Source organism: Methylophilus sp. Leaf414 (assembly GCF_001425425.1).
Lineage (GTDB): Bacteria > Pseudomonadota > Gammaproteobacteria > Burkholderiales > Methylophilaceae > Methylophilus.
The window spans coordinates 693,134-716,161 of sequence record NZ_LMQQ01000001.1 but is presented as its reverse complement, the minus strand read 5'-3'; the positions used below and the strand labels follow the sequence as shown (position 1 = coordinate 716,161).

24 protein-coding genes are annotated in these 23,028 nt (G+C 47.8%); 21 read left to right on the top strand and 3 right to left on the bottom strand.

Translation table 11 applies throughout. The features are described 5' to 3' along the window. The first annotated feature begins 4 nt into the window (after positions 1–4). The 4 genes from ASG24_RS03495 to ASG24_RS03480 are packed head-to-tail and all read left to right on the top strand — an operon-like array spanning position 5 to position 3,619. Complete coding sequence (locus ASG24_RS03495; protein WP_055867861.1) at positions 5–1,498, top strand: AMP-binding protein; 1,494 nt, start codon at positions 5–7, stop codon at positions 1,496–1,498. Next, positions 1,495–2,160, top strand: coding sequence for a TenA family transcriptional regulator (locus ASG24_RS03490; protein WP_055867858.1), 666 nt, complete (start codon positions 1,495–1,497; stop codon positions 2,158–2,160). The genes ASG24_RS03495 and ASG24_RS03490 overlap by 4 nt, the downstream gene beginning before the upstream one ends. 1 nt (position 2,161) lies before the next feature. Beyond that, positions 2,162–2,953 carry an SDR family oxidoreductase gene (locus ASG24_RS03485; protein WP_055867855.1) on the top strand — a complete coding sequence of 264 codons (792 nt, stop codon included), beginning with the start codon at positions 2,162–2,164 and terminating at the stop codon, positions 2,951–2,953. Positions 2,954–2,971: 18 nt separating this feature from the next. Next, positions 2,972–3,619, top strand: a complete 648-nt coding sequence (locus tag ASG24_RS03480) for a tetratricopeptide repeat protein (RefSeq protein WP_055867853.1) — start codon at positions 2,972–2,974, stop codon at positions 3,617–3,619. Between the two features lie 139 nt (positions 3,620–3,758). On the opposite strand, the gene ASG24_RS14320 is transcribed toward ASG24_RS03480, so the two are convergent. Then, a complete protein-coding gene (locus tag ASG24_RS14320; RefSeq protein ID WP_082487966.1) occupies positions 3,759–4,097 on the bottom strand; it encodes a DUF2171 domain-containing protein in 339 nt (112 codons plus the stop codon). A 1,348-nt stretch (positions 4,098–5,445) separates the two neighbouring features. Between ASG24_RS14320 and ASG24_RS03470 the strand changes: the two genes are divergently transcribed. Beyond that, positions 5,446–6,930, top strand: coding sequence for an Atrophin-1 multi-domain protein (locus tag ASG24_RS03470; RefSeq protein WP_200936961.1), 1,485 nt, complete (start codon positions 5,446–5,448; stop codon positions 6,928–6,930). A 163-nt stretch (positions 6,931–7,093) separates the two neighbouring features. Here ASG24_RS03470 and ASG24_RS03465 read toward each other — a convergent pair whose 3' ends face one another. Continuing rightward, positions 7,094–7,582 carry a hypothetical protein gene (locus tag ASG24_RS03465; RefSeq protein WP_055867847.1) on the bottom strand — a complete coding sequence of 163 codons (489 nt, stop codon included), beginning with the start codon at positions 7,580–7,582 and terminating at the stop codon, positions 7,094–7,096. Positions 7,583–7,835: 253 nt separating this feature from the next. Next, positions 7,836–8,471 (bottom strand): hypothetical protein, encoded by a 636-nt coding sequence (locus ASG24_RS03460; RefSeq protein ID WP_235562290.1) that lies wholly within the window; start codon positions 8,469–8,471, stop codon positions 7,836–7,838. Between the two features lie 162 nt (positions 8,472–8,633). On the opposite strand from ASG24_RS03460, the gene ASG24_RS03455 reads away from it, so the two are divergent. The 16 genes from ASG24_RS03455 to ASG24_RS03380 all read left to right on the top strand — a co-directional run bounded on the left by ASG24_RS03455 (position 8,634) and on the right by ASG24_RS03380 (position 22,934). Further along, positions 8,634–9,818, top strand: coding sequence for a hypothetical protein (locus ASG24_RS03455; protein WP_055867843.1), 1,185 nt, complete (start codon positions 8,634–8,636; stop codon positions 9,816–9,818). A 40-nt stretch (positions 9,819–9,858) separates the two neighbouring features. Continuing rightward, positions 9,859–11,082, top strand: coding sequence for a formamidase (gene fmdA / locus ASG24_RS03450; protein WP_055826334.1), 1,224 nt, complete (start codon positions 9,859–9,861; stop codon positions 11,080–11,082). Positions 11,083–11,135: 53 nt separating this feature from the next. Next, entirely contained in the window at positions 11,136–11,474 is a 339-nt protein-coding gene (locus ASG24_RS03445) for an FmdB family zinc ribbon protein (RefSeq protein ID WP_055867841.1), read from the top strand. Between the two features lie 137 nt (positions 11,475–11,611). After that, positions 11,612–12,850, top strand: coding sequence for an urea ABC transporter substrate-binding protein (gene urtA, locus ASG24_RS03440; protein ID WP_055867838.1), 1,239 nt, complete (start codon positions 11,612–11,614; stop codon positions 12,848–12,850). A 106-nt stretch (positions 12,851–12,956) separates the two neighbouring features. Then, complete coding sequence (urtB, locus tag ASG24_RS03435) at positions 12,957–13,874, top strand: urea ABC transporter permease subunit UrtB (protein WP_055867835.1); 918 nt, start codon at positions 12,957–12,959, stop codon at positions 13,872–13,874. Positions 13,875–13,989: 115 nt separating this feature from the next. Further along, the gene (gene urtC / locus ASG24_RS03430) at positions 13,990–15,273 is read left to right on the top strand and encodes an urea ABC transporter permease subunit UrtC (protein ID WP_055867832.1); all 1,284 of its coding nucleotides are present in this window, start codon (positions 13,990–13,992) and stop codon (positions 15,271–15,273) included. Then, positions 15,270–16,013: an urea ABC transporter ATP-binding protein UrtD gene (urtD, locus tag ASG24_RS03425; protein ID WP_055826325.1), complete on the top strand. Its 744-nt coding sequence runs from the start codon at positions 15,270–15,272 to the stop codon at positions 16,011–16,013. The genes urtC and urtD overlap by 4 nt, the downstream gene beginning before the upstream one ends. 11 nt (positions 16,014–16,024) lie before the next feature. After that, positions 16,025–16,714 (top strand): urea ABC transporter ATP-binding subunit UrtE, encoded by a 690-nt coding sequence (urtE, locus tag ASG24_RS03420; protein WP_055826322.1) that lies wholly within the window; start codon positions 16,025–16,027, stop codon positions 16,712–16,714. Positions 16,715–16,838: 124 nt separating this feature from the next. After that, positions 16,839–17,708, top strand: coding sequence for an urease accessory protein UreD (locus ASG24_RS03415; protein ID WP_055867829.1), 870 nt, complete (start codon positions 16,839–16,841; stop codon positions 17,706–17,708). Positions 17,709–17,772: 64 nt separating this feature from the next. Further along, entirely contained in the window at positions 17,773–18,075 is a 303-nt protein-coding gene (ureA, locus tag ASG24_RS03410) for an urease subunit gamma (RefSeq protein ID WP_055826318.1), read from the top strand. A gap of 159 nt (positions 18,076–18,234) precedes the next feature. Then, on the top strand, positions 18,235–18,543 hold the full coding sequence (locus ASG24_RS03405) for an urease subunit beta (protein WP_055867824.1): 309 nt from the start codon (positions 18,235–18,237) through the stop codon (positions 18,541–18,543). Between the two features lie 37 nt (positions 18,544–18,580). Continuing rightward, entirely contained in the window at positions 18,581–20,284 is a 1,704-nt protein-coding gene (gene ureC / locus ASG24_RS03400) for an urease subunit alpha (protein ID WP_055867820.1), read from the top strand. A gap of 87 nt (positions 20,285–20,371) precedes the next feature. Then, positions 20,372–20,860: an urease accessory protein UreE gene (gene ureE / locus ASG24_RS03395; RefSeq protein ID WP_055867817.1), complete on the top strand. Its 489-nt coding sequence runs from the start codon at positions 20,372–20,374 to the stop codon at positions 20,858–20,860. After that, positions 20,853–21,536, top strand: a complete 684-nt coding sequence (locus ASG24_RS03390) for an urease accessory protein UreF (RefSeq protein WP_055867815.1) — start codon at positions 20,853–20,855, stop codon at positions 21,534–21,536. The genes ureE and ASG24_RS03390 overlap by 8 nt, the downstream gene beginning before the upstream one ends. Further along, the gene (gene ureG / locus ASG24_RS03385; protein WP_055867813.1) at positions 21,533–22,186 is read left to right on the top strand and encodes an urease accessory protein UreG; all 654 of its coding nucleotides are present in this window, start codon (positions 21,533–21,535) and stop codon (positions 22,184–22,186) included. Before ASG24_RS03390 ends, ureG begins: the two co-directional genes overlap by 4 nt. Before the next feature lie 184 nt (positions 22,187–22,370). Continuing rightward, on the top strand, positions 22,371–22,934 hold the full coding sequence (locus ASG24_RS03380) for a HupE/UreJ family protein (protein WP_055867811.1): 564 nt from the start codon (positions 22,371–22,373) through the stop codon (positions 22,932–22,934). Positions 22,935–23,028 lie beyond the last annotated feature (94 nt).

Below are 23,028 nucleotides of genomic sequence, written 5' to 3'. Positions count from 1 at the left end.
GAAGATGCAATACGCTACTTTTGAACAAGCTTTAGCGAAACATGCCTTACTAAGCCCTCATTCCGTCGCCTTGCAGGGTAGTAGCACAGCACTTACCTATGCGCATTTGCAGCTCGAAGTTGATCAACTGAGACGCGAGTTAGCTCTGGATAGTAGTTGTCAGCCGATTGCTTTTGCAATTTCCAATCATCCGGCATGGGTAGTATTGGATATAGCTGTATTAGGTTGTGAAATTCCGTCAGTGCCTCTTCCATTTTTCTTCACTGACACGCAAATCTTCCATGCGGTTTTGGATGCCGGTGTCGGGACATTGATTACAGACCAGCCTGAACGATTCAGCAGGATTTTTGCAAGCTTAATCAAGAGAAAAATGACCTTGCTGATTGCAGGTAAACGCGTCATGCAAATCGAGTTAAGTGTTCCTCCAAAGCGTTTACCAAAAGGAACTGTAAAAATTACCTATACCTCTGGCACCACGGGAACCCCGAATGGCGTGTGCTTAAGTGTAGAAAGCATGTTGAATGTAGCCGAGTCTGTGATTCACGCAACTGGGATCACTGGTGAAGCGAATCATTTATGCGTATTGCCACTAGCTACACTTTTGGAAAATGTAGCGGGTGTTTATGCAGCCCTGCTTGCAGGCGCAAAGGTACATTTACTCTCCAGCCAGGAAGTGGGATTAAATGGCAGTCAATTAGATTCTCAGCAATTGCATTATGCACTATCGGACACGCAAGCCAACACCGCTATTTTCATTCCAGAGCTACTCAATGCACTGGTCAGTGTGATTGAGTCCGGGGCCTTGCCTCTGCCCAATTTGCGCTTTCTTGCAGTGGGTGGTGCAGCTGTGGCGAGCCAATTGCTGTCCAGAGCCAATAAGCTTGGCGTGCCAGTCTTTCAGGGTTATGGGCTATCTGAATGTGCCTCAGTGGTTGCTTTAAATACCATGTCCGAAAATCAAGTCGGCAGTGTTGGTAAACCTTTGCAACATCTGGAAATCAAGCTGGCCGATGATGGTGAGATATTGGTGAAATGTACGCATTTCCTAGGGTATACCGGACAAGCGGAAGTTGTTCGCCATGAGTGGTTAGCCACTGGTGACATAGGTGCTCTGGATGCGCAGGGATATTTATATATCAAAGGTCGCAAGAAAAACATGTTCATCACATCCTTTGGTCGAAACGTTTCACCCGAATGGGTTGAATGCGCCTTATTGAATTCTCCATACATTACTCAAGCGTGTGTTTATGGAGAAGCGCAGCCATGGAATATTGCACTCATCGTATGTAAACCAGGCATATCCGAGAAATTGATTTCGGAATCAATCGCGGAAATTAATCAACAGTTGCCAGATTACGCCCGTATCAAACAGTGGGTGCCGGTCAGCCCATTTAGTAGTGCCAATCAACAGTTAACCCTGAATGGCAGACTGAAACGAGAGGCAATTTATCAAGTACACCAGACAGCGATTGATCATTTATACAAGGAATTGGCATGACCTTTTACGAACAGCTTTTGCAAGCAACAGAACCGGACAGAAAAGCACTTCTAAGTCTACCGTTAATAACGCGTGGTGCTGCAGGTGCATTGAACCTGGAAGCCTATGTGGCATTCCTCACACAGGCTTACCACCATGTTAAACATACTATTCCATTGCTTATGTCTACAGGCGGACGTTTAGAGGAGCGATACGAGTGGTTACGGGTGGCGACTGGTGAATACATCGAAGAAGAAATGAGTCATCAGGAGTGGGTACTGAACGATATTGAAGCCTGCGGATTTGATAAAGAAAAAGTACGTCATGGCAAGCCAGGTTTAGCCACTGAACTGATGGTTTCATATGCATATGATATGGTTAACCGTGTCAATCCAATCGGCTTTTTTGGCATGGTATTAGTACTTGAAGGGACGAGTACAGCAGTGGCGAGCCATGCAGCAAAAGCAATTTCTCAAAGCCTGAATCTACCAGCCAACTGCTTTAGTTATCTGGCTTCTCATGGCGCTCTTGATGTCGAGCATACGCAATTCTATGAGGAGATTGTTAACAAAATCTCTGATGAGAAAGATCAGCAGTTATTGGTACATGCTGCCAAGGTATTTTACAAATTGTATGCCGATATCTTTCGGGATTTGGGTGAGCAGTTCATTGGGAAGGCTTGATATGGACCTCAAAGAAAAACGAATTCTCCTGACTGGTGCAACAGGCGGGTTAGGCCAAGAGCTTGCAATCGCACTTGCCAGAAGAGGCGCTGAACTCACCTTGGTTGGCCGTGATGAGGCCAAATTGCTACAACTGAAAAATTCGTTATTTCAGATTGGCAAAAGTGCGCACACTATTGGGATTGATCTCAGTGAAACGGGAGCAATTTCTCACGTTTCAAAAGCTGCCAGGCGATATATGGGCGGGGTCGATATTTTAATCAATAACGCAGGTGTCATGGATTTCATTAAATTTGAACAGCAGACTCCAGAGCGCATCGAGCAAATGATAGAAACAAATGTAACCATACCGATTCAGCTTACTAACGCCATTCTTGCAGAATTCCTGCTGAGGGGTACAGGCCATTTAGTATTTGTTGGCTCAATATTTGGCTCGTTGGGTTTTCCTCATTTTGCAACCTACTGCGCCAGCAAGTTCGCTATTCATGGATTTTCACAATCTTTACGCCGGGAGCTATTAGGTACCAATATTGGCGTCACTTATATTGCACCCAGAGGGATTAAGACTGCGATGAACGATGCCAATACTGTTGCCATGTGGGAGAAGACTAACAGTGTAATGGATGAACCGGTAGTAGTTGCCAACCGTATTGTTCGCGGCCTTGAAAAAAATCAACAAGAAGTGTTTATTGGACAGCCACAGTCATTCTTTGCCTGGTTAAATGCGGTGTGTCCGAAATTAGTCAGTAGTGGTACTAAAAAAGATACAGCCATCGCACGTCATTTTTTATAACTTCGAAGGAGCATTCTCATGAAACATTATCGGCTAGGTATTTCTGTTCTCTTATTCAGTTTATTTTCCGGTTTAGTCATGGCTGATGAAAAACTTGATGGAAGTATTGCCAGTTTGCAGCACGAATGGGCGAAGGCTAATTACAGTACCCCTAAAGATGCACAGGAGTCTGCGTTCAAAAATCTGTCCGAAGAAGCGCACCTGATCACTGAGAGAAATGCTAATGCCCCGGAAGCCCTGATCTGGGAAGGCATTGCCAATGCTTGTTATTCTAAAGCGAAAGGTGGGCTTGGGGCACTTAAGCTTGCCGAAAAGGCACGTGACTTGCTGCTTGCAGCCGAAAAGTCTAATCCAAATGCGCTCCAAGGATCAGCGTATACCAGTTTAGGTTCACTATATTACAAGGTACCAGGCTGGCCAATCGGATTCGGTGACAAGAAAAAAGCTAAAGCTTATCTTGAAAAGGCATTGCAAATAAATCCAGCTGGCATAGATCCCAACTTTTTTTATGCGGATTTTCTGAGTGAACAAGGTGAATATAAGCAAGCCATTCCGTATTATGAAAAAGCATTGGTTGCCGCACCAAGGATTGGACGCGAAGATGCTGATGCCGGCCGTAGAGCTGAAGTTGAAGCAGGGTTGAAGTTAGCCAAGAGCAAAGTCTGACTTAAAGTGACCAGCCTAATTGTTTATCGAATGGATAATAAAATTTCAGCGAGATATCGACGCTTAATAATCAAACAGACTCAAAGAGTTAACCTTGAGTCTGTTTAAAAATAATACTCATTGCAGAGCAGAGAATGCATCAATGAATTGGCGTTAGCGACCAATTTTTCATTGCTTCATCGCCAGGGCGATCAACGACAACTTTGCCATTTTCAGTACTGCTTACCCAACTGGTCGGAATATAGTGATGCTGGCCGTTACTATCTTTATTCAACTTGATGCAGTCGGTGCCTTCAAGGTGATCCACTGTAGCAAACTGACCACCTTGCGAACAGACGACCGGCATTTCCGGAAGGATCTGGTTGATATTCACGTTGTTTTCCTGTGACAGTGCGTTTTGATTGCCCGTGTCAGCGTCAGGGGTAAGCGCGTTATCAATGATTTCTTCTACAAAGTTTTTTGGGGAAGTGTTCGCCATTTGATCTCCTTAATGTTCTTCTTCATTTGAAAATTCGATGATAAATGGACGGTTTGGAAAAGCTTATCAGGAGATGGCTGATTGCGCTGTAAGAATTACGGAAAGCTATTAAAAACCCCAAGGCTTCAATTACTAGCATGTTGTAAACACCGGCAGTGATTTCAAAGGATCTCAAGCGAGACTCATGGTTGAAAATTTGCGAAGTGTTTATTAGCTCATCTGCCTGGGTTTTCGCAATAAAAGTCAGTAAGGCATCCCAAACCTGCTGGCTGGTGCCTCGCCGAACATGATAATCCCATGCTTGATGAAAGCCCGTTCCGCACACCTAGTTGATCCCAGAGATTTGCAGGTGGTAGTAATTTGATGAGACGGCTGCAGGGCAGATTGATAATAACTGTTGTGCGGAGAGGTCACGAATACTGTCTCCTCTTCTGTTTCCGCTGCAAACACATTGAACCCCAGAATCACTGAAGATTCGCCAGATATTGCTAGGGCTTGAAAGTTCCTCTTTATATTTCAATGGTTTGCAATAGATAAGCTGGCGCAAAATGCGAGGAAAATGCTAAAAGCAGGGCCAATGCAGAACTTTGCGAGACACAAATCAATTAATTCATTTTAAGTAATTTTACTTATCCAATTGTATAAATGGACTTTACAAACTTTTGGTTTAAAAACTGGGAGCATAGTTGCAGGAGACTTTGAGTGACTAGTTACATAAGTGGTATATCTTTTGCTAATAGGTCTTGTAAATCGATATTGAAGCTAAATTCACTAGCAATTTAATCCGAGATGTTTAAACAACTTCCCATCCTGGTCACTTTATACAATAGCTTGTAAATTTTGTGACAAATTTTAGCTATTCTTGATGCGCAAGAAGGGTAATCATCAAAACAGCAATGCAGTGTAAAAGCACTTTAAATATCGAATAATCGGACACTGTCTAGATTAAAAATGTGGATCGACTTAAAAGAAAGGATGTTATCTAAACCGTTAAACTTTAGTGTTATGGGTTTGCTAACAGTACAAATTGAGATAATAGACTGGCAATTATTTTTTGACTGTCAGTAATTATACTCATATCGAAAAAAACAAAAGCCTTTAGGTTTTTGATGCAGGTGAGTTAGAAGTGTTATTGGAAAGCGTTTTAGTCGTTGGCAGTCACCTCGTGGAAACAATCCGTATGGCGACTGCTTGGAATGTCAGTGCAGTAAAAAATGTAAAGTGCATATCATGAATGTTGTGCTTGTTCATCAGTATAACTACTCATAAATGCCACCCAAGTTTGCATGGGTTACGTTGGATTTACGAATGCTGATCATTTAATCATAACCTTTCCTTATAGGAGTAAATGATGAAAGCATACACAAACGTGTCTTTTATTATCCGGAATTGCCTAGCCTCAGTGTCCCTATTAACAGCCATAAGTGCTGTTGGTGCAGTTGATCCAAATGTTGCGGCAGCCCAATTAAGTAACAATACTAATTCGAGCAGTAGTCAATTACGGCTTGCTGAATATTATGCAAAGCCCTTTGCTAAAAACTCTCTTTGGAATAGCAGGCCTATTTCCCCGACTTTTTCTAATTATGTGATCCCACCTTCAATATATTATCCTTTAATTGAATCAGGTAAATATTCGTCAGGATGTTTTTATGCTGACGATAAAAGTGGGGCTGTGACGGTTAAACCCACTCCAGGTCGACAGGGTATATATGATGCTGATTCCGAAACAAATCTGCCTCAAGTCGTTGTCCCGCATTGGCCCGCTGACTTGGAGCCTTCTGCAAGTGGCGATGGTCATGCTGATATCTATGATGTTTCAACCGGCGTGATACATTCTTTTTGGCAGCTGAAAAAAGTGAATGGTGCCTGGACGGCCTACTTATACGCATGGTCATCAATGAAAGGTGATGGCTGGGCTGATCCGGCACATTATTACCAAGGTGCAAGGGCTGTCGCGATAGGCGCCTGCCCAGGTATCATCCGGAAACAGGAGTTTCTAAGTAACGATGCTATCTATCCTCATGCGCTAGCCATGTCTCTTGATAAGACTGGCATGGGACCAGGATATGTTTATCCTGCAACATCAGCTGACACTTTAAGTGCAAAAAATACTGGTCAAATCCCTGAAGGTACATTACTCATGCTGCCCTCAGATTTTGATGTTTCCAAGATTAAGACGCCTGAACTGATCAAAATTGTGAAAACATTAAAAGTGTATGGTGCCTATGTGGTTGATCTTAATCACGGCACGCCTTTTGTGATCTATGCTGAAATAGGCTCTGGGCTTAATGTACATAAAAATGGATGGAATTCCAGAGCCGGTAACGAGTTGCACTTAATTCGCCAGTCTTTGCGTAGAGTCACCGCTGCCAAGTATTGGGTGGATGCAAATGGAGCCCCATTTACGCCAGAGAAAAATTTAAATATTTTATCTATGCGTGGACCATGGGGTGTTAAAAGAGGAAATGGTTGGTACAAGAATGACCCTAGCGTCGGGCAATTTAATACGTGGAAACAAGCGGTGGAATTTGGCCCAACAAAATCACCTATTGTGCAGTCGAATCCAACTAACCGGTTTGTAAGCCAGGTGACATGGGCTAAACCTAATCCTGGGGACAAGTTTAAACTGACTGCCGTCACTACTGGTGGTGGTAAACTGAGACTGGTTATTTACGACCAGAGCGGGAAGACGAGGATTGATACTTATGATTTATCTAATGGGCAATCGACGACTTTCATTTGGCCGACTGGTACTCTTAACTTTAATCTTTTTGCGACTAGTGGTGTCGGTCAGGGCTCAAGCGTCAGTGGTACTTTATTACGGGTTAAGTAAATCATAGCTTACCCTAAAAAACGGACACTTTTATCAAGCGTATTAAGATGAAAGTAAACGTAAGAAAGGGTAAGCAATTTGCTGCAAAAGAAGAGAAATACATAAAGAAGCTTATCATTTCAAAGTATTGCACGGAAAGTGTGTGCAATACTTTGAATTAAAATCAATCCCTGCCCTTACTGTTTCCATTGCCGTTCCCACGCCCTTTGCCATTTCCCGGCACACGATCATCATGCCTGGGGCCACGTCCTTTTTTGTCATAGTGCTCATGGTGATGATCATCTCTGTCACCCCTGTAATCGCCATGATCATGTGAGTAAGATACATAGCGGGGCGCATATACGTTTTGATACCATGAATCCTGGACAAAATACACCTGTCTGCCACATGCGCCGTAGTGACCACAATAGCGTGACCATTTTTTCATCTGGCCAGGCGGGACACGCAAATACATAGGCGGTTGGACAACAGCTACGGGTGGTGGTTGGATAATCACCGGTTGCGCATAGACGACTTGTGGGGCCGGGTAGGGGTCACCTAAAACGATCTGACCATAAAATCCCGGTTGACCAATACTGACAGCGACGCCATCTGCATAGGCTAGCGCTGAAGTTGTTAAAAATACTATACCCATCGCTACATTTTTAATCATGGTATTTCCTCTCAGATAAACATGCTTATTAGATTAAGCATGAAATAAATGCATGGTGGGCATTTTAAAAATCTGTACAAAAGGAAAGTAGTCTCATAAATCTGATAGCTTCGTCAGAATGCGCTGACAGCTGGATAGGAATTTATCCTAGTGAGAGTGGTAGATAAGCAGAAAAGATGTTGATTAAAGTGATAGCTTAAAGGATGCAGGAAAATGAAGCAATTTTCCTGCGTGTAATTTAATGAGCGATACATTACTTAATATTCCTGATCGCCATCCATCCCAAATCATGCATGCATACTACAAAGGCGCGTTTGAACGTCTGGGTTTTGTAGTTGGGTAAATAATCTGGCCCCAGTTTTTTCTCACAGGAGACTTGATCCTGTTTCAGCTTGTCTGGAAATGCCCCCATTTTCCACCAGGAGTTAATCGCGTATTCCACATCGGGGCCGTCATTTACTGTTGAGAGGCTGGCGGCCTTATCTGTTTTCTCTTCAGAGGTGGTGCTGGTTGTCGTTGCAGCAGCGGTAGGTGCAGCCATCTCTGTAGGCTTGGTTAAAGTTGTAGCACTATTCTGTGGTGTTTTCGCAACAGCAGGGGCGACTGGTTTTTCCTTTTTATCCGGAGTGATCTCAATAAACGGACTCGGCTTACTGATGACTTCCTGGTGGTTGTCACGGGTTTCAATGGTCGCAAACAGCGGATCCATCGCGTCAACTTTTGGTTTTTGCCAGCCTTGTTCTGCCAGGCAGGCACTCAATTGATCGCCGCTGCCGCGGCAGGCTTGATGCGCTCTATCTATATCTTGCTGTGAACCTCCACGCTTATATGAAACCTCGCCACAGCCGGGCAATAATGCTACCAATATTAAGTAAGTTAAAAGACGCATTGCGAGTCCTGTTCTCAATTTGTTATGTGCAGTCTAGCGATGTTTGCTATTTAGCATCCTACGCAAATTGACGTATTTGTCCTACACCTCCCTGTCGTTAATCTGGGCACAAGTTTTGATCGACTGTGATTGTTTTGAAGTTAACGAGAAAGGGAGTTTTAGATGATGAATATTAAAAAATGTGCCTTGCATACCGCTGTAGCAATGGCTTGTGGCTTCGGTGCGCAATTGGCAAATGCGGGCGCCACTATCAGTTTTGGTGAAGACAAGTATATCAGTGCCGGCTTCGGTTTTATCACCAGTTATAACTCTGTTGAAGATGCGGCCAACAACGGACGTGACCGCTCAAACGATTTTGCGCTGGATAGTGCGCGTTTATATTTGTCTGGTTCATTCAATAAATACATCAAAGGCATGTTAAACACCGAGAAGTCCGGTGGTGGTTCTGCAGGTAGTAACTTTGAAGTGATTGACGCCAACGTGCAGTTCCAGGTCACGCCTGAAGTGTCCATCTGGGCAGGTCGCTTCCTGTCTCCAAGTGACCGTGCCAACATGGCAGGCCCTTATTACTCTATGGGTGGGGGTTACTGGGCAAACATCGCTTCACGTTACGGCTGGAATGGTGGCGTAATTGGTCGTGATGATGGTGTGGCAGTTGTAACCAGCTTTATGGAAGACCATGTAGCTGTTTCTTTCGGTGCTTTTGAAGGCGACAACATTTTCCGTTTCAGTGGTCCAGCTGGCGCACGCCTAGGTGGTCAAGAAAATGCCGCAGTAAAAGATAAGTTGATGTATGCCGGTCGCGTACAAATCGACTTCTGGGATGCTGAACCAGGCTACTACGGTACTGGTAATTATTTTGGTGCCAAGGACATTCTGGCTATCGGTATTGCCGGGCGTATGAAGAAGGATGGCGCAATCAGTACATTGGCGGGTGTTGTGGGTGATTACAAGTCCTACAGTGTCGATTTCTTGCTTGAGAAAAAAGACGTAGGTCCAGGCACATTCTCTGCCGAAGCAGCTTACTACTACTACGACACTGATGATGTCTTCCTGGCAGAACAAGGCAAGGCTTATTCAGCTGGTCTGGGTTATCTGTTCAACGATCCAATCGGTTGGGGCAAGATTATGCCTATCGTTCGTTACCAGAAATTTGATGCGGATGGTTTGACCAGTGGCGGCAGTGTCAATACTCGTACCGGTGCAGATACAAAGCGTTTCGAGATCGGTGCTAACTACGTCATCGCGCCTTATAACTCAGTGATTACCGCGACTGTGGGCAAAACAGATGTACCGCAGGCGTCTACTGATAATTTCTTCAAACTTGCGTTACAGATGCAATTTTAAACAAACCTTATAACCCTTTCTCACAAAGGAGATGAGTGTAATGAAAACAATAGTGAAACTGGATTTGGATAAAAAACCCTGGGAGCAGGACGGTCAAATCCATAACCGTTGGCACCCGGACCTGCCGATGATTGCCATGGTCAAGCCTGGTGACGAGTTCCGTGTCGAGTGCATGGACTGGACCGGCGGCCAGATCGGTAACAACGACAGCGCCAACGATATCCGTGATGTGGACCTGACCCAGGTGCATTACCTGAGTGGCCCTATCGGGGTTGAAGGTGCTGAACCGGGCGACCTGATGGTGGTGGATATCCTCGACGTGGGTACGTTTGAAGACCAGCAATGGGGCTTTAACGGCCTGTTTGCCAAGGAAAATGGCGGCGGTTTCCTGACTGACCATTTCCCTAAGGCAAGCAAGTCAATCTGGGATTTCCACGGCGTTTACACTACTTCCCGCCATGTACCTAAGGTGCGTTATGCCGGCATCATGCATCCTGGCTTGATCGGTTGCCTGCCATCACGTGAATTACTGGAAACTTGGAATGAGCGTGAAGCTGCGCTGATTGCCACCGACCCTGACCGCGTACCGGCGCTGGCACTGCCACCCGAGCCACAGTCTGCGGTAATGGGCCGCTTGTCAGGTGATGCTGCCAAAAAAGCGGCGGCGGAAGGTGCGCGTACCGTTCCGCCACGTGACCACGGCGGTAACTGCGACATCAAGAACCTGACCAAAGGCTCCAAAGTATATTTCCCAGTGTATGTGAAAGACGGTGGTCTCTCCATGGGTGACCTGCACTTCTCACAAGGTGATGGTGAAATTACTTTCTGCGGTGCGATTGAAATGGCCGGCTACCTGGACATCAAGGTCAGCCTGATCAAGGATGGCGTCAAGAAATACGGTATCAAGAACCCGATTTTCCAGCCTAGCCCGATCACTCCGACTTATCGTGATTATGTGATTTTTGAAGGTATCTCGGTAGATGAAGCTGGTAAACAACACTACCTGGATGTACATGTGGCTTACCGCCAGGCTTGCCTGAATGCGATCGAGTACCTGAAGAAATTCGGCTATAGCGGCGAACAGGCGGTGGCTATCCTCGGCACGGCCCCGGTAGAAGGTCATATCAGCGGCATTGTAGATATCCCGAATGCGTGTGCAACGTTGTGGGTCCCGACCGAGATCTTCGAATTTGATATCCGTCCAAATGCTGATGGACCGAAGATCGAAGTCCCACCTGGAATCAATGTGGCGCCAAGTACTTAAGATTTAAGGAAACTTAGGTTTACGTTTTAAAAGTTTGCATAAGGAAAAGCGAGATGCCTCTTTACGAATATGAGTGTGACAGTTGTGGCGTGTTTACCGCGCTACGCAAGATGAGTGAATCCAGTTTGCCAGCTGATTGTGAGTGTTGTGGGTCAGAAAGTCCGCGCATCCTGTCGGTGCCTAAACTGGCCATCATGGGCAAGCAACAACGGTCAGCGCATGAACGTAACGAGAAATCTGCCCACGAACCACGCAGTGGTCGCCGCTCAAGTTGTGGTTGTACAGGCTCACATACCTGCAAAACCACCACCAAGGTGAACCCTGATAACGGCAAACCGGCGATGCAGATGCAAACCAAGAAAACGGCCAGGCCCTGGATGATCGGACACTAGTCTGATAAGTAAAGCTGATCGGACACTCGTCTGATCAGCCGACTAAAGCCCTCATCGTAATAAAGCAGTTCCTGAATACAGTATGTAGTGAGCAATGTTTAATTTTGAAGTTAACTGATTTTTAAAGGAGAGTTGTAATGAGTACCTTGAACAGAAGGGGTTTTATCAAAGGCGCGATGTTAGGTGCCATGATGGCAGCGGGTCTCGTTACCGGACACGCATTTGCTGCAGACTATCCAACAGCAAAAGTGAACACCACCGGCCTGGCCGTGACTGACACAACCGTCAAAGTCGGTATCCTGCACTCCGCAACCGGCACGATGGCGATCAGTGAAACAGGTTCTATCCAGGCTGAAAAGCTGGCGATTGAGCAGATCAACGCCATGGGCGGTATCCTGGGTCGCAAGATCGAAGTCGTGCAGGAAGACGGCGCATCTGACTGGCCGACTTTTGCTGAAAAAGCGAAGAAACTGCTGGAAAAAGACAAAGTGGCTTCTGTGATGGGCTGCTGGACATCCGCTTCACGTAAAGCTGCATTGCCAGTGTTTGAAAAAGACAACGGCTTGCTGTTCTATCCAACATTCTACGAAGGTTTAGAGCAATCTAAAAACGTGTTCTACACAGGTCAGGAAGCGACTCAACAAATCCTAGCAGGTCTGGACTGGATCGCTAAAGAGAAGAAAGCTAAAACTTTCTACCTGATCGGTTCTGATTATATCTGGCCACGTACTTCCATGAAAATTGCCCGTAAACACATCGAGCAACATCTGGGCGGCAAAGTGGTAGGTGAAGAGTACATTGCTTTGGGTGATACGCAATTTGGTTCTGTGATCAACAAAATCAAACTGAAAAAACCTGACGTGATTTATGCAGCGGTTGTTGGCGGCAGTAACGTAGCCTGGTTCAAACAGTTGAACGCAGCTGGCCTGAACTCAAGCAAGCAAACCATGTTGACCATCTCCGTGACCGAAGATGAAGTATTGGGTATCGGTGGTGAGAACCTGGCTGGCTTCTACTCAGCCATGAAATACTTCCAGTCGCAAGACAACGATGCAAACAAAAAATTTGTTGAAGCCTTCAAAAAACGCTGGGGTAAAGATGCTGTGATCGGCGACGTGACGCAAGCGGCTTACCTGGGCCCATGGTTGTACAAAGCAGCGGTTGAACGTGCTGGCAGCTTCGATGTAGACAAGGTTCAAGCAGCATTGCCTGGTTACGAGTTTAAAGATGCACCAGAAGGCCCTGTGACTGTAGAAGCTAACCATCACCTGACTACCAAACTGCGTATTGGTCAGTGGGGTAAAGATGGCCAGGCGAAAGTGGTTTACACCTCTGGTTACATCAAACCTGATCCATTTCCAAAAGGCTACCAATAAACTAGTCTGGTCTTAAATGCCTGAGCGGTAGCCGGTTTTGCCGGCTACCGTTTAGCGCAAGTAGTCAATCCCATTAGTGTGTTTTTTAAGTTTCAAGGAGACCTGTATGTTTGGTTATTCGATGGCAGATATAGGCAATATTGTGGTGATGCAGGGCTTTTCCGGCCTGAGCATGTTTACAGTGTTGCTGCTGATGGCACTTGGTCTCGCAATTATTTTCGGGCAAATGGGTGTAATTAACATGGCACATGGTGAGTTCATGACCATCGGTGCGTATACCACGGTCCTGCTTTCCAAAGTGGCGGCGACTTATGGCTTCACTAATTATTACTTTATATTTGCCATAGCGATTGCCTTTTTACTGGCATTCGCCGTCGGTTACTTTATTGAATTCATTATGATCCGGCACCTCTACAAGCGGCCGCTGGATACCTTGCTGGCCACCTGGGGTTTGAGCCTGGTCATGCAGCAAATTTTCCGCTCGACCTTTGGCGCCAAAGAAGTCAGCGCCGAGTTGCCTGAATGGATGCTCGGGTCATTTAAACCGACACCAGATATTGATATTCCTATTAATGGCGTATTCGTGATGGTGCTGGCAGCGCTGGTGACTTTCGGTGTGTATATGTTTATGTACAAGTCCCGCTGGGGCCTGCGTGTGCGCGCTACCGTGCAAAACCGCACCATGGCTGGAGCAGTAGGTATCAACACTGCCAAAGTTGACCGCGTCACATTTGCACTGGGCTGCGGCATTGCCGGAATCGCTGGTGCTGCGTTTACTACCATTGCTTCCACTGGCCCGACCACAGGTACCTTGTACATCGTCGACAGCTTTATGGTGGTAGTGTTTGGCGGCGCAGCAAGTATCGTCGGTACGATTGCCTCTGCCTTCGGTATCGCCCAGGCACAATCTATCCTGCAATTCTTTATGACCAGCTCTATGGGTAAGGTGTCTACCTTGCTCGTCATCGTCACTATCCTGATGATGAAACCAGAGGGCTTGTTTGCCTCCAAACTGCGTAAATAAAAGGGTGATGGCAACGTGTGAACAGGTTTTCCACGCGTTGCCATAAGTAAATGAACGTATTAAGTGTTTTGCCCTGCCGCAATAGAATCAACGCATCAACAGAGGAGAAATCTTGATGACATTATGGGAAAAAATGAAAGCCAGCCCTGTACTGGGTGGTAAGGAGGGAGTGATCAGCCTGGCTGTACTGGCTGCCATCATCTTCGTTGTACTTCCACTGGGCTTAGATATCTTCCGCCTCAATTTAATCGGTAAATACCTGACTTACGCGTTTGTTGCTGTCGGCCTGGTCATGCTGTGGGGGCACGGCGGTATCCTGAGTTTAGGCCAGGGTATCTTTTTCGGCCTCGGCGGTTATGCCATGGCCATGTTCCTTAAACTGGAGGCTTCTGATCCGCTGAGTACCAAGATCCAGTCTACACCTGGTATTCCTGACTTCATGGACTGGAACCAGCTGACTGCCTTGCCATGGTTCTGGGAGCCGTTCAAGAGTTTACCGTTCACCATCTTTGCCGTGCTGACCATTCCTGCATTGTTCGCCTACATCATCGGTTACGCCATGTTTAAACGTCGGGTGGGCGGTGTGTATTTCTCCATCATTACGCAAGCCGTGGCGCTGATCCTGAGTATCCTGATTGTCGGCCAGCAAGGGTATACCGGCGGCGTGAATGGCATGACTGATTTGCGTACCATGCTGGGCTGGGATATCCGTAGTGACTCTGCCAAATACATCCTGTACTTTGTGAATGGCCTGTTGCTGTTCGGTGCGATTTTCCTGTCCAAATACATCATGAGCAGCAAGTTCGGTATGTTGTTGCTGGCGATGCGTGACAAAGAAGAGCGCGTACGTTTCTCCGGTTACGACGTCTCCAATTTCAAAATCTTTATCTTCTGCCTGGCTGCGATGATGTCCGCGGTGGGTGGTGCCATGTTTACCCTGCAGGTGGGCTTTATGTCACCTTCCTTCGTCGGGATCGTGCCATCGATTGAAATGGTGATCTTCTGTGCTGTGGGTGGCCGTGCTTCACTGGTTGGCGCTGTCTATGGCACCTTGCTGGTGAATTATGGAAAAACCGTGTTTTCGGAAACTTATCCTGAAATGTGGCTGTTCCTGATGGGCGGGCTGTTTATCGCAGTGGTGATGTTCTTCCCAAGCGGTTTGGCTGGTATCTGGGATAAATACGCGACTAAATATGGCTGGTTCAAAGACAAGGCACCTGCAAAAAAGCCTGAGGTAAGTACTTCTAAGGTAGAAGCACAAGCAGTACTTACCGAAACAAGCATTGAAACATCCCTGGCTACAGACTCTACCGGTGTAGCCACCAAGAGATCACCGCGCAAGAAAGCAGATGCGACATCTGCAATCGAGGGTAATAAATTAAGAGGAGCAGAAGCATGAGTAACACCGACTTCGTCTTGGCAGTAGAAGATTTAACCGTCTCCTTCGATGGCTTTAAAGCAGTGGATAGCTTGACCATGTATATCGACAAAAATGAACTGCGTGTACTGGTGGGCCCTAACGGTGCCGGAAAAACCACGGTGCTTGACCTGATTTGCGGTAAAACCAAATCTACCGCCGGGTCGATCAAGTTTAACAATACCGAATTGACCAAGCTCTCTGAGCACGAAATCGTACGCTCAGGGGTAGGCCGTAAATTCCAGAATCCATCGATTTATGAAAATCTGTCGGTGTACCAGAACCTGGAAGTTTCTTACCCGAAAGGCCGTGGCGTGTTTGGCAGCCTGACTTTCAAACGTACACAGGAAGTCGAAGATCGGGTACGCAAGGTAGCAGAAGACATCATGCTGACCGAGTTCCTGGATATGGAATCAGCCTTGCTCAGCCACGGCCAGAAACAATGGCTGGAGATTGGCATGTTGCTGATGCAGGAGCCGGAGTTGCTGATGCTGGATGAGCCAGTCGCTGGCATGAGTGCAAAAGAACGCGACCAGACGGCTGAATTGCTTAACCGCATTTGCCAGAACAGGTCAGTGATTGTGATTGAGCACGACATGGAATTCGTCAAGAAAATCGCACATAAGGTCACTGTACTGCACCAAGGCAAAATCCTGGCTGAAGGGCCGATGGAAAAAGTGCAAGCTGACGAAAAAGTCATTGAAGTATATCTAGGCCATTAGAGGAGCACAGCATGTTTGAAATTGAGAATTTGCAGGTGAGTTATGGCCAAAGCCAGGTGATTCATGGCCTGAACTTCAAAGCCAATAAAAACGAAACCTTGGCGATTATGGGCCGCAATGGTATGGGTAAAACGACCTTGTTCAAGTCATTGATGGGTATTTTGCCTAGCAAGTCCAGCAAGGCCACTGTGGATGGCGTGGATCTGCAAGGTGCCGCTACGCATGATCGAGTGATGAAGGGCCTGGCTTATGTACCGCAAGGCCGCTGGATTTTCCCTAACATGACGGTGCAGGAGAATATCGAAACCGGGTTGGAGAAATCTTCCAGCCGCGAGATCCCTGATGATATTTTTGCCTTGTTCCCCGTGCTGCATGAAATGCGCAAGCGCAAGGGCGGTAACCTGTCTGGTGGTCAGCAACAGCAACTGGCGATTGCCCGTGCGCTGGTAACTAATCCTAAAGTGTTATTGCTGGATGAGCCAACCGAAGGCATCCAGCCTTCTATCATCAAGGATATTGCCAGGGTATTGAACGAAATCCGCAAAATGCGTGAAATCACCATCATTGTCTCAGAGCAGGTGTTGAGTTTCACGATGGAGGTGGCTGACCGTATTATCGTGATTGATAAAGGCCGCTTTATTCATGAAGATACCCGCGATAATGTCGATGCTGCCAAGGTGAAAAGCTATTTGTCTGTTTAGCTTTAGGATTGTTTTAGCTACAGAGAACACAGATTTCAAATGCTGAGTTAAGTTTTCTCAGTGAACTCAGTGTTCTCTATGCCAAGTATTAAAATAATTTTCTAAGCTGTGGCATGATGCCGTTATGGATGATTTAAAGCCTGCGATCGTATCGCCACCCTTAAAGCTCACTGCCACAAAACACTGGCAAGCAAGGCTTGAGCTTGGCTTCGCCAGGCGTGATGCACGCTCTTACCTGGCACATCGTCTGCATCATGGACCATTGGTCGTTCAGAAAAGCCTGCATCCTGAAGGCGAAGATATCTGTCATGCGGTAGTGGTGCATCCTCCCGGTGGGGTGGCAGGTGGCGACGCACTGCATTTACAGGTACAAGTCGGAGAAGGTGCAAGAGCCTTGTTGACGACGCCTGGTGCAGGCAAGTGGTACAAGGCCAATGGTACCAAAGCGACACAAACGCTCACCTTTCAATTGGCGGCAGGCAGTGGCCTGGAATGGTTACCGCAGGAAAATATTTTATTTGATGCTGCAGAAGTAGGTTTTTCTGCAGAGATAGCGCTGGCAGCAGATGCCACTTTGGCGGCGTGGGATATCGTTTGCCTTGGCCGCCAGGCGCAACAGGAAATCTGGCAAAGTGGTTTTTACCAGTTAAATCAGCGTATCACTCGAAATGGTAGATTGATCTGGAACGAGCGTGCGCGCATGCAGGCGGATGACCTGGTCAAGACGAGTCGAGTTGGTTTGGGGGGTGCAGCGGTATTCGGCACCTTTCTGGTATGTGCAGGCGCTGTACCTGCCGAAGTGTTACAAGCCTGCCGTGAGATAGTGTTATCAGATGCCAAAGTAGGCATCACGGCCTTACCCGAAGTGCTGTGTATCCGTTATATTGGTAATGCATCGCAGCAGGCCAGGCAATACTTTGAGCATTGCTGGCAGATTTTAAGGCCGTGGTATTATCAAAAAGACGCCATCAGGCCACGTATCTGGAATACCTGATCGCCATAGAAATAGTCAAAGAGCATTTGTCTACGTAGCTCACCATTTATGGAATTAGCCGCTTATGGAATTAACCCCAAGAGAAAAAGATAAATTATTGATTTTCACTGCCGCTCTGTTGGCCGAGCGGCGCAAGGCACGTGGTTTAAAGCTGAATTATCCTGAGTCTGTCGCTTTTATTTCCGCGGCGATCATGGAAGGGGCGCGGGACGGCAAAACGGTGGCGGAACTGATGAGTTATGGCACGACTTTGCTGGCCCGTGATGAAGTGATGGAAGGGGTGCCGGAGATGATTCCGGATATCCAGATAGAGGCAACATTCCCGGATGGGACGAAGCTAGTCACCGTCCACCACCCCATTCCTTAGGCATGGAGTTGCAAGCGCAGATGGCGGTGTTACACAACCTTGTCGTACTGATTGTACTGTCTGCGGTTGTGCGCCTTGCCCTCCACGCTTGCAACTCCACGCCTGAATATGCAGAGAAATAATGTTTGAAAATAAAGTAAGAAACGACTGGAGTAATTAATGATTCCCGGCGAAATGCAGGTCGCAGCAGGCGACATCGAATTAAACACAGGGCGCGAAACGGTGACGCTGGATGTGGCGAACAAGGGTGACAGGCCAATTCAGGTCGGCTCACACTATCATTTTTATGAGACGAATGAAGCGTTGTCGTTTGACCGTGAGTTAGCTTACGGTGCCCGCTTGAATATTGCGGCGGGGACGGCGGTGCGGTTTGAGCCAGGCCAGACGCGTACAGTGCAATTGGTCAAACTGGTGGGCAAGCGTGAAGTCTACGGCTTTGCCGGTAAAGTCATGGGCGCCCTGAAATAGCAGGCGAGCAATAAAGTCAGAGCAATAAGGAAAAACAATGACAGTGAAAATGGATAAACGCGCCTATGCTGAAATGTTCGGCCCGACTGTCGGTGACAAGGTAAGGTTGGCGGATACCGAGTTGTGGGTGGAGGTCGAAAAAGACTTCACCATCTATGGCGAGGAAGTGAAGTTTGGCGGCGGCAAAGTGATCCGTGATGGCATGGGCCAGGGGCAAGGCCTGGCAGCTGAAGTTGCTGATACCGTGATTACCAATGCATTGATTATTGATCACTGGGGTATTGTTAAAGCCGATATTGGTATCAAAGGTGGTTATATTTCTGCCATCGGCAAGGCAGGCAATCCTGATATCCAGCTCGGTGTCACAATTGCAGTGGGCGCAGGTACTGAAGTCATTGCCGGTGAAGGCATGATCATTACTGCAGGCGGTATTGATACGCATATCCATTTTATTTGCCCGCAACAGATCGAAGAAGCATTGATGTCCGGCGTCACCACCATGATTGGTGGCGGTACCGGCCCGGCGACTGGCACTTTCGCCACTACCTGTACACCAGGACCATGGCATATCCATCGTATGTTGCAGGCCGCAGATGCCTTCCCTATGAACCTGGGTTTTCTGGGTAAGGGGAATGTGAGTTTGCCTGAACCACTGCGTGAGCAAGTACGGGCGGGTGTGATCGGGCTTAAATTGCACGAAGACTGGGGAACCACACCGGCAGCCATTGATAATTGCCTGAGCGTCGCTGACGAAATGGATGTGCAGGTTGCCATCCATTCGGATACCCTGAATGAATCAGGCTTTGTCGAAACCACTATCGGTGCGTTCAAGGGCCGCACCATCCATACGTTCCATACCGAAGGGGCGGGTGGCGGCCATGCGCCGGATATTATCAAGGCGGCTGGCTATCCGAATGTATTGCCTTCCTCTACTAATCCAACAAGACCATTTACCGTCAATACCATCGACGAACATCTGGATATGCTAATGGTCTGTCATCACCTGGATCCTGCGATTGCAGAAGATATCGCGTTTGCCGAAAGCCGTATCCGCCGCGAAACCATTGCTGCGGAAGATATATTTCATGACCTTGGCGCTTTCTCGATGATGTCGTCTGATTCACAGGCCATGGGGCGAGTGGGTGAAGTAATTATCCGCACCTGGCAAACCGCGCATAAGATGAAAATTCAGCGTGGACCACTGGCGGAAGACACAGCTGGTAATGATAATTTCCGTATCAAGCGCTATATAGCCAAATACACCATCAATCCTGCCATTACGCACGGTGTATCGCATGTGGTGGGTTCTGTTGAAGTGGGCAAACTGGCTGACCTCGTGGTCTGGAAGCCGGCATTCTTTGGGGTGAAGCCTTTTACCATTATCAAGGGCGGCATGATTGCCGCGGCTGCAATGGGTGACCCTAATGCTTCCATTCCAACCCCGCAACCCGTACATTACCGTCCCATGTTTGGCGCTTATGGCGGTGGCCTCAAAACAGCAGTGACCTTTGTTTCGCAAGCCGGGCTGGATAATCCTGAAGTGAAGGCACTGGGGTTGCAAAAACCACTAGTCGCTGTCAAAGGTACGCGCGACGTGAAAAAATCCGACATGGTACATAACACCTGGCTACCCAAAATTGACGTCGATCCCGAAACTTATGAAGTGCTTGCTGATGGCATGCCCTTGGTCTGTGAACCGGCGGATGTGTTGCCTATGGCACAACGCTACTTTTTGTTCTGATCAATGTGGGCAAATTGCAGCGTTTCGGGCACTTTGTACTTTATCCCGCTCGCTCATTGATGGAACTGAGTTTATAAAAGATTAAAAATGATTCATCTCACCGAACGTATCACTGTCAGTGGCCATATAGACGACACACTCGAACTGCCTTTTGACCTGCGGCAGAAAAGCCGCCTGCGTGTGAAGTTGGCCTCGGGCAACGAAGCGGCATTGTTTTTAACCCGGGGCATCATCCTGCGTGGTGGCGATCTACTCAAGTCTGAGGATGGCCTGGTCGTCCAGATTGTGGCAGCACAAGAGCCGGTCTATAACGTGATTGCGCCTACACCTCGCGACCTGATGTGTGCAGCCTATCATTTAGGTAACCGTCACGTGCCATTGCAAATTGGCGATGGCTGGTTACGCCTGGAGCAGGATTATGTGCTGAGAGATATGCTGTTGGGGTTAGGCATGCAGGTGAGCGAGGTTAAAGCGCCTTTTGAGCCGGAAGCCGGCGCTTACGGTGGCGGTCATCGCCATGGGGATGATGCCTTGCATTCGTTACGACCAAAAAATAGTGGGCGTGCACATGGTTAATGCCCTGGCACTCAGTCGCTTGCTGCAATTGGCCAGCCCGCTGTTGCCAGTCGGTGCTTATGGCTATTCGCAAGGGTTGGAGTGGGCCATTGAATCGGGTGAAGTTACCAGTGTTGCAACCGCACAAGCCTGGATAGGCGACAGTTTGCAGATTTATCAGGCCCGTTTTGAATTGCCGGTGCTATACCGTTTATACCAGGCCTGGCAGGCGCAGGATTTAGTCGCAGTGCAAGAGTGGGACATGTTTTACCAGGCAGGGCGGGACACCGCTGAAGGATGGGCAGAAACACGGCAAATGGGCTATTCCCTGCGGCGTTTGCTGAATGACCTCAAGCCCATGTCGCCCGCATTGGTGGCACAGATTAACGCACTGGAATCGCCAGCTTTCCCGACTTTATATGCAGCCATTGCCCAGCATTGGCAAATTCCGGCTGAACAGGTGCTGCATGGTTATATCTGGGGCTGGCTGGAAAATCAGGCCAGCGCTGCCATGAAGGCTGTGCCGCTTGGTCAGGTGGCCGGGCAGACCATCCTGCTTAGCTTGGGAGAGCGCTTGCCACAAGTGATAGAAGCCGCTATGCAATTACCGGATGATGCCATGAGCAACTTTAACCCGTTACTCAGCATTGCCGGCTGCCAACACGAAACGCAATACAGTAGATTATTCAGATCATGAAAATACATACCCAATTTGAAACTCCCACACCCGCGGTTACCGAGTACAAAGAGCCTTTACGTATTGGCATCGGTGGCCCGGTCGGTTCCGGTAAAACGGCTTTAACACTTGCGCTTTGCCAGCGGTTGCGCGAGCTTTACAACATTGCTGTGGTGACTAACGATATCTACACCAAGGAAGATGCCGAATTCCTGACGCGCAACGAGGCGTTATCGCCTGAGCGTATCATCGGCGTGGAAACCGGCGGTTGTCCGCATACAGCGATTCGTGAAGATGCCTCCATGAACCTGGAAGCGGTGGATCAGTTAAGTAAACGCTTCCAGACGCTGGATATTGTGTTTGTCGAAAGCGGTGGCGATAACCTGGCGGCAACATTCAGCCCTGAGCTATCTGACCTGACGATTTATGTGATCGACGTAGCCGCCGGTGAGAAAATCCCGCGTAAGGGCGGCCCCGGCATTACCAAGTCTGATTTGCTGGTGATCAACAAGATTGACCTGGCGCCTATGGTAGGCGCTTCGCTGGAAGTGATGGATCAGGATGCAAAACGCATGCGTGGTGAAAAACCTTTTATTTTCAGTAACCTGAAGAGTGGGCAGGGGTTGGAGGAGATTGTCTCCTTCATCGAAAAACAAGGCCTCATGCTTTGAAAATGATGGCTGTACGCCTGTGGCGGTGTTGTGTCGGTTTGCCGTACTGAATTGTACTGTCTGCGCCGACACGCCTTGCCACAAACGTACAGCCATCATTTTCTAATCGAGCCTTTTTTGAGAGCCGAGGTTGGGGCAAATTAAGTAATCTATTAGTAATTGAAATGTTGTGGGAGAAGATTCTATGAAAAAAAGTATTCTTTTAGGTATCGGGGCTAGTGTGTTATCGGGTGTGGCATATGCGCATCCTGGACATGACTTACAGGCGGGGTTCGCCACTGGTTTTTTTCATCCACTGACCGGATGGGATCATCTGCTGGTGATGTTGTCCTTAGGTATCTGGGCAGCACGTCGCCAGGCGCAGCAGGGCTGGCAATTACCAGTGTTGTTTGTCAGTGTGATGGCAGTGTTCGCGGCACTGGCGATGGTGTGGTTGCCGATGTCACTGGCGGAAGTCATGGTGGCGGCCACTGTGCTGGTGATGGGTGGGCTGCTGGTCGCTCGGGTTGAGTTATCTAGGTGGACGCAGTTTGGTGTAGTTGCTTTAGTCGCGGCTGCGCATGGTTATGTGCATGGTGTTGAGCTTGGCCAAAGCTGGAGTTCATTAACGGGGATGGTGCTGGCAACAGCCACCCTGCATGGCCTGGGTTGGATATTGGGTCGCCAGCAACAGCCGTGGCTAAAAGCCACTACGCAATTGCTGGGCGGCATGATGATGGGCCTGGGTGCTTACTGGCTGATTGCCTGATCACGAATTTATAAATACGAATCACCTGGAAGCGGATCATTGAGATCCGCTTTTTTAATGTAAAGGCCTGTGATGTTGCTTGCCTTTCATCGCT